At 53.8% G+C, this 7,061-nt stretch carries 6 protein-coding genes and 2 pseudogenes; 5 read left to right on the top strand and 3 right to left on the bottom strand.

All coding sequences use genetic code 11. From position 1 onward, the window contains the following. Positions 1–402: 402 nt before the first annotated feature. The 3 genes and pseudogenes from GSQ70_RS03245 to GSQ70_RS03235 form a co-directional block, all read right to left on the bottom strand. The gene (locus GSQ70_RS03245) at positions 403–594 is read right to left on the bottom strand and encodes a hypothetical protein (protein ID WP_158781095.1); all 192 of its coding nucleotides are present in this window, start codon (positions 592–594) and stop codon (positions 403–405) included. 636 nt (positions 595–1,230) lie between these two features. Then, a complete protein-coding gene (locus tag GSQ70_RS03240; protein WP_158781093.1) occupies positions 1,231–1,578 on the bottom strand; it encodes a hypothetical protein in 348 nt (115 codons plus the stop codon). A 396-nt stretch (positions 1,579–1,974) separates the two neighbouring features. After that, a pseudogene (locus tag GSQ70_RS03235) lies at positions 1,975–2,208 on the bottom strand (hypothetical protein); the annotation flags it as partial. A 117-nt stretch (positions 2,209–2,325) separates the two neighbouring features. On the opposite strand from GSQ70_RS03235, the pseudogene GSQ70_RS03230 reads away from it, so the two are divergent. The 5 genes and pseudogenes from GSQ70_RS03230 to GSQ70_RS03210 all read left to right on the top strand — a co-directional run. Continuing rightward, positions 2,326–2,616: pseudogene (locus GSQ70_RS03230) on the top strand (amino acid ABC transporter permease); the annotation flags it as partial. Between the two features lie 12 nt (positions 2,617–2,628). Further along, complete coding sequence (locus GSQ70_RS03225) at positions 2,629–2,898, top strand: ATP-binding cassette domain-containing protein (protein ID WP_233268238.1); 270 nt, start codon at positions 2,629–2,631, stop codon at positions 2,896–2,898. Between the two features lie 206 nt (positions 2,899–3,104). Beyond that, positions 3,105–4,172: an ABC transporter substrate-binding protein gene (locus GSQ70_RS03220; RefSeq protein WP_370521104.1), complete on the top strand. Its 1,068-nt coding sequence runs from the start codon at positions 3,105–3,107 to the stop codon at positions 4,170–4,172. 51 nt (positions 4,173–4,223) lie between these two features. Further along, the gene (locus GSQ70_RS03215; protein ID WP_158781089.1) at positions 4,224–5,993 is read left to right on the top strand and encodes an iron ABC transporter permease; all 1,770 of its coding nucleotides are present in this window, start codon (positions 4,224–4,226) and stop codon (positions 5,991–5,993) included. Continuing rightward, entirely contained in the window at positions 5,986–7,056 is a 1,071-nt protein-coding gene (locus tag GSQ70_RS03210; protein WP_158781087.1) for an ABC transporter ATP-binding protein, read from the top strand. Before GSQ70_RS03215 ends, GSQ70_RS03210 begins: the two co-directional genes overlap by 8 nt. The last annotated feature ends 5 nt before the right edge of the window (positions 7,057–7,061 follow it).

Here is a 7,061-nt window from a genome sequence, read left to right as displayed (position 1 = left end):
TTAAAAAATAATACTGTAAAAATTTCTGAAAATATTCAAAATTACCGCAGATTAATTTTGTTTTTCTTTAGGTATTAGTAAGTTGTTTTTTTTCAGGTTTTCGAATAATTACCCTGAAGGTAAATGAAGTGTGAAAAACGACCGGGTAAAAGACCAGGCGGAATCTGAGTTGTGATAAATTTTAACCAAAAACATCAATGGCCCACCCTTTTATATAAGAGTTAATAAGAATTTTCCCATATTATCCTGGTAAGAAGAGGCGTGAGAAGAATAATTCTAAATATGAGAAGTTTGTCGCAAAAATTACTGAGGCAGAGTTCACGGGAAACCTGCCTCTTTTTTAAATTACCGTGTTCAGGAAATGGCCTGCCGGATTTTGTGTGCGTACTGCATGGCTCCCGTTCACTCTTTTAATCCTCCTGCAGGGCGGCGGGAGAGCGGCTGCAGAGGCCGACGGCCGTGCTTCTCCGGTTGTGACAGGCAACAGAAATAACAGGCCTTCACGTTTTCGCCAAAGCGAACTTTGGCGACGGTCAGTGCCTGCAGGGAGTTATACAAACTCCCGATAAAAACCAGCGCATTTTTCGCGGGCACCTTGCTGCATCCTCCCCGATGAAGTAAATGAAAGTCTGTATGGTCGGTTGCTTCGTAACATAATAATATTCAGCTGGCATTCTGATTGGCCCACCTTTAAGAGACTAAAAATGGATGTAAGAAATGTAGGTTTAATGTTGCGGGGCCATTATAAATCGATTGGCACCCACCAAATTATTTTACAGATTAACCCCCGGTGAAGTTGATTAGGTGAGGTTATCAATCAGTGGAATGGAGGGGGGTGTTACTTATGATACACATCCGACCAGATCGGGCATCTGTTTCAGTCTGTGTCTGCAAGTGCGAAAAATCTCATTGAAGTTGTCTAACTTTTTTGCTCCGGAGTAAGCGCGCTGTGAAAGGGGGCGGGAAATAAATATGCAGAAAATCAGGAGTGTTTACGTTTATTGGCATGAAAAAGGTTTTGTCCCGCATGAACGGATCGCCCTGTTTACGTAAACAGTCGCGTCTTGTTGAGCGTTTTGCTCAGATATCGGGAAAGGATCTGATACGGCGTAAAATTATCAATGCTGATAATTTTCACAGTGAAAAAACTTCAGCGCTGTGCAACTAAAAAATTATTTTTCACTACGTTAAGGAAGCCCGCCACTGGGATTCATCAACAGAAATGCTAAATTATTTCCCTTTGTCTGCAGGCATCAAAATTTGCAGGCAGGCATCAATCCCTTGTTTTAACTGGAGCTTATTTGTGGCAGAAAGTTGCTGGTAACGCTGGATGGCTCCCTGCGCTGAAGCCGGGTCAAACTTTATCTTGTCTACAGCATAGGAGGAATTTTCATTGATGATCACTTCCTGCAGCTTTTCTTTAAACTCCCCGGCTGATGCAGGCTCGCCCATATCATTAATGACCACGCAGACGGCAGCATAATAGTGGGGGTCCTGCTGATGTGGCCTGAAGGCCAGATAAAGCCCGACAGCAATAAGCAGCAGGAGGGTAACAGCAAGGGTGAGTCTGGTTTTCATACGGTCGGTTCAGAGTGCTGAAAAAAGTGCAGGGAGCTTACCTGCCTGCCGGAGGAACTGCCAGCACTAAATCCTTCGCGGCTACGCCATATCGGCATTGATCAGATGCAGGCCGGGCGCCGTTTGCCAGAGGAGCGCTGACCCTGGATCAGAACACCCGTCGACATGCGCAGCTCTCGGTCGATATGCTGCTGCGTTATCTTGAAAAGGGCGAAGCGCCGTCCGGGGATGAGGGATGAGGTGAAATTTATGATCTATACCGAAGAGAATTATGGCTGAGGGCAGTATCAGAGGATAACCCGTCAGCAGTAACCAAATCAGGTCACGCCAGTCATGGCCACCTAATCAGGTCACCGTCCGGATTACGCTCAGCTTACGCTGCCGCTGTTCGCTCCAGACGGTGAACAGCCCCGCGATCGCACCAGGTCGTTCAATGCCGTTTAAAAAGCGAATTTGTACGGATGATACGGCGGTGCAAAGCGCGGCCAGGATTACCGTGAACAGCGGGGCGGCATAGCCAATGGCCGTGGCATCAGCCAGCGAAATATAGACCAGCGCGACAAATGAGCGGAAAAAGATCACTTCACCGGTAGGAATATTGCCTTTCAGCCCGTTAACACAGGCCAGCATTAAGCGACCTGGCGACCGCGTTGACTAACTGGTAATTTGCCGGGGGGTAAAGAGAAGATGGCACTCGATTTCAGTGCCGTCCTGACTGGCCTGTTTGGGCAGATGATCGTCGACGGTACGCTGCCCAGCCTGGTGAGCCAACTGGTGTCGATCATCAAAGACAGCACTCTCGGCTATGTCATCAACGTGCCGGAGCTGACTTTCGCCGCTAACCAGGTGAACAACCAGTTGCTGACCAAACCTTTCCAGGTATTTGCCATTGTGGCGATGGGTTATTACCTGATCTGCTTCAGCCTTACCTGGCTGGCGAACAAACTTGAAGAGCGCATTGCCCGCAAGCGGCGCAACACCGATCCGCAGGCTGAACAGGTGGCGCAGGCCATGCTGCTGCGCCGGGCAGAGTCTTAATAAGGAACCCCGATGAGACCGATGATCTTATTTAACCAGGTCAACAAGTGGTACGGCGACTATCAGGCGCTGACCAATCTGAGCGCGGAAATCAAAAGTGGCGAGGTGGTGGTGGTCTGCGGGCCATCCGGGTCGGGAAAATCGACGCTGATCCGCACCGTTAACCGGCTGGAGCCCATTGAGCAGGGGCAAATCCTGGAGAAAGCCAGCCCGGAGCGATTCTTCAGCAACCCGCAGCACGAGCGGGCTAAGCGCTTCCTCAGCGACCTGCGCCAGCACTGAACCTACCTGATTACTTAAAAAAACCTTAGCATCAGCCTGGCGGCAGCCCGCCAGGCCCCTCTCTGTCGCAAAACCGCCCTGAACCTCACAAAACCAGAAGATAAAAATCCAACTTCATTGCGCCTCGCTGAGTAGCGGCTATATGTTGAACTTATGTTTTCTGAATGTAACCAGAGGTTAAATTTATGTCTGCAAAGTTTCGCGCGATGATCGCTCCACTGGCGGTAATGATCGCTTCTCCGGCCTTCGCCGACCTGCCGCAGGGCTATCCGGCTGATTATCAGAAGCAGGTTGATGCGGCAAAAAAAGAGGGCAAAGTGGTGGTGTACTCGACCACGGATACCAAGGCAGCCGGCCCGTTGATCAAAGGATTTGAAGCCGCTTATCCAGGGATCAAAGTTGAATACAACGATATGAACAGCACCGAACTCTACAACCGCTATATCAGCGAGCAGGCTTCTGGTGGCACCAGCGGCGACGTGGTATGGAGCTCATCAATGGACACGGGACTGAAGCTGGCGACCGACTATGCCGCTGAGTACAGCTCGCCGGAAACCGGTAAGATTCCGAAGTGGGCAGTATGGCAACAGAAAGCCTACGGCACCACCTACGAGCCAGTGGTGTTTATTTATAACAAACGACTGATCCCGCAGGGCGATGTCCCTGATTCCCACGCGGCGCTGGCAAAACTGCTGGCCAGCCAGACCGACAAATTCACCAAAAAAGTCACCACCTACGATATTGAGAAATCCGGACTTGGCTTTATGCTCTCGGTACAGGACAGCAAGGCCGATCCCAACTATTTCAAAACGCTGGCCGACGTGGCGAAAGGCGGGCTGGCGGTGCAGTCTTCCACCGGCACGATGATGGAAAGGGTCTCTTCAGGGGAAAACCTGATTGGTTTCAATATTCTTGGTTCCTACGCTGAAGCCCGCGCGAAGGGCGATCCGTCGCTAGGTATCTCCTATCCGAAAGATTACACGCTGGTCCTTTCCCGGGTCTCCTTTATCAGCAAAGAAGCGCCGAACATCAATGCAGCCAAACTGTGGCTGGACTATGTGCTGTCGGAAAAAGGGCAGAGTATCCTCGCTAATCAGTCCGATATTCCCTCCCTGCGCAACGATATTGAAGGGAAGAATGATATCGATGGTATGACCAAAATGCTTGGCAATGCCCTCAAGCCGATCCCGGTGGATGAATCGCTGCTGGAATATCTGCAGCCGAAGAAACGCCTGGACTACATCAGACAGTGGCGCGAAGCCGCCGCCAAATAATCCTCTCCCGGCTGCGCTGCGGCGCGGCCCATCTGTTCGCAGGGATTTCACATGAACGTATGGCACAGAAAGTGGCAGGGGCTGCCACGCAGCGTGGTGGTGCTGATCACCGCGCTGGTAATCTATATTCCGCTGCTGTTTATCGTGGTTCAGAGCTTTCTCTCCGCGCCGTTTTTCTCTCCGTCGAAAGAGTTCAGCCTGGAATCTTTCGGTTTTATTTTTACCGATCCGGATTTTTATAAGGCGCTGAGGTCCGGCTTTATTCTGGCTTTTGGCCTGGTGATTATCGCCATTCCGCTGGGTGGCATTCTGGCTTTCCTGATGGTGCGCACCGATTTGCCCGGCCGCAGGCTGATCGAGCCGCTGATCCTGGTGCCGATCTTTGTTTCACCGATGGTGCTGGGATTTGGCTATGTGGTGGCAGCCGGGCCGGTTGGGTTCTTCTCGCTATGGGCGGAGAAACTGATCGGGTTTGTGCCGTGGAACATCTATTCGATGCCGAGCATTGTGGTGATTGCCGGGCTGACGCATGTCCCACATGCCTATCTTTATATCTCTTCGGCGCTGCGCAGCGTGGGATCTGATGTGGAAGAGGCCGCACGTATTTCCGGCGCGTCGCCGTTGCAGGTGATGACGGCGGTCAGCCTGCCGATGGTTCGTCCGTCGATCCTCTACGCCAGCGTGCTGCTGTTTTTCCTCGGGCTGGAGGTCTTTGGCCTGATGCTGGTACTGGGCGATCCGGAAGGCAACATGGTGCTGGCGACCTACCTTTACCAACTGACCAACAAGCTCGGCACGCCATCCTACCATCTGATGGCGGCAGTGGCGGTGGTATTGATTTGTATCACCATTCCGCTGGTGATGCTGCAGCGTCGCCTGATGCGCACCGCCAACCGCTTCGTCACGCTGAAGGGCAAAGCCTCGCAGGCACGCGCTTTGCCGCTGGGGAAATGGCGCTGGGTGGCCGGTGCCGTGGTGGCCGCGTGGCTGACCGTCACCATTGGCGTACCTTTGCTGGGGGTGGTGCTGCGTGCCTTTATCTCTAACTGGGGTGTAGGCGTTTCGGTTTGGGACGAGCTGTCGCTGAATACCTTCCGCACCATCTGGCAGCAGCCGAACCTGCTGCGGGCTATCGTCAATTCCATGGCGATTGGGGTTATCGGCGGCGCGCTGGCGGTGGTTTGCTACTTGTTTATCGGCATTGCCATGCACCGCAAGCCGGACAACGTCACGCGCTTCCTTGATTACAGCGTGCTGGTGCCCCGTGCAGTGCCGGGCCTGCTGGCCGGTCTGGCCTTCCTGTGGGTGTTCCTGTTCCTGCCGCTGTGGCTGGATCAGTCGTTGAAAAACGGCTGGCTTTCAACGCTGCCGATGGCGGAATGGCTGCGTGAACACTTTACTGTCTGGCTGCGCTCGCTGCGCAGTACCATCTTCAGCGTCTGGCTGGCCTATACCGTGGTGTGGATGGCTTACGGCCTGCGGCTGATCTCTTCCACACTGCTGCAGGTTGGGCCGGAGCTGGAAGAGGCAGCGCGCAGCACCGGCGCATCGCGCGGGCAGATTACCCGCCACGTTACCATTCCGCTGTCGCGCTATGGGCTAATCGGCTCCTGGCTGCTGATGTTCCTGATCTTTGAGCGCGAGTACTCAACTGGCGTGTACCTGCTTTCTCCCGGCACGGAAACCATCGGCTCGATGCTGGTCTCGCTGTGGGCGGCGGGCGCGATTGATATCGTTGCGGCGCTCTCCTTTATTAATATCCTGCTGGTGGTGATTGGCCTGGGCGTCGCCCTTCGCTTCGGAGTGAAATTACATGACTGAGTTAACCGTTGAAAACCTGCATTTAACCTATGGCGACAACCCGGTGCTGAAAGGCGTTTCCATGCAGCTGAAGCAGGGAGAAGTGGTGTCACTGCTAGGGCCATCCGGCAGCGGTAAAACCACGCTATTGCGCGCGGTGGCCGGGTTAGAGAAACCTTCTCAGGGACGGATCGTCATCGGCCAGAATACGGTCTATGACGGCACGCCACGGAGCGAAATCCCGGCGGAAGAGCGTAATCTCGGGCTGGTTTTTCAGTCTTACGCGCTGTGGCCGCATAAAACTGTTTTTGAGAACGTCGCCTATCCACTGAAGCTGCGCAAAGTCTCCGCTGCTGAAATCAACCAGCGGGTGCAGAGCGTGCTCGAGCAACTGGGGCTGGGACATCTGGGCAAGCGCCATCCCCATCAGCTTTCAGGCGGACAGCAGCAGCGCGTGGCGATTGGCCGGGCGCTGGTTTACAACCCGCCGGTGATCCTGCTGGATGAGCCGCTGTCGAATCTGGATGCCAAGTTACGGGAAGAAGCGCGGGTCTTTCTGCGAGAGCTGATCGTGAAACTCGGTCTGTCGGCGCTGATGGTGACCCACGATCAGAATGAAGCGATGGCGATCTCCGACCGCATCCTGTTGCTGAATAACGGGGTGATTGAGCAGCAGGGCTCGCCGCAGGAGATGTACGGCTCGCCAACCACGTTGTTTACCGCTGAGTTTATGGGCAGCAACAACCGTTTGCATGGCAGGATTACCGAAGTCAGCGACGGAAAAGCAAAAATCCAGGGCGCTGACTGGGCGCTGTGGGGCAGAGCAGGTGAGGGCGTCACTGTCGGACAGGAAGGGACAGCGGTGATCCGCGTCGAGCGGGTTCGGATCACTGAGGGACCGGAAGAGAACTCAATGGCGCTGCCGTTACTGACCAGCATGTACCTTGGGGATCGCTGGGAATATCTGTTCCGTACGGCGGGCGATGACTTTGTGATCCGCGCTTATGGTGCTGAACTGCGCGATCCGTCGCATTGCCATCTCTCTTTGCCTGCCGGGCATGTGTGGGTGTTTCCGAAGGGATAGACTGT

It is taken from the genome of Pantoea sp. BAV 3049 (genome assembly GCF_009765445.1).
GTDB lineage: Bacteria > Pseudomonadota > Gammaproteobacteria > Enterobacterales > Enterobacteriaceae > Erwinia.
The sequence above is the reverse complement of the archived record's forward strand: the minus strand, read 5'-3'. Positions and strand labels throughout refer to the sequence as shown.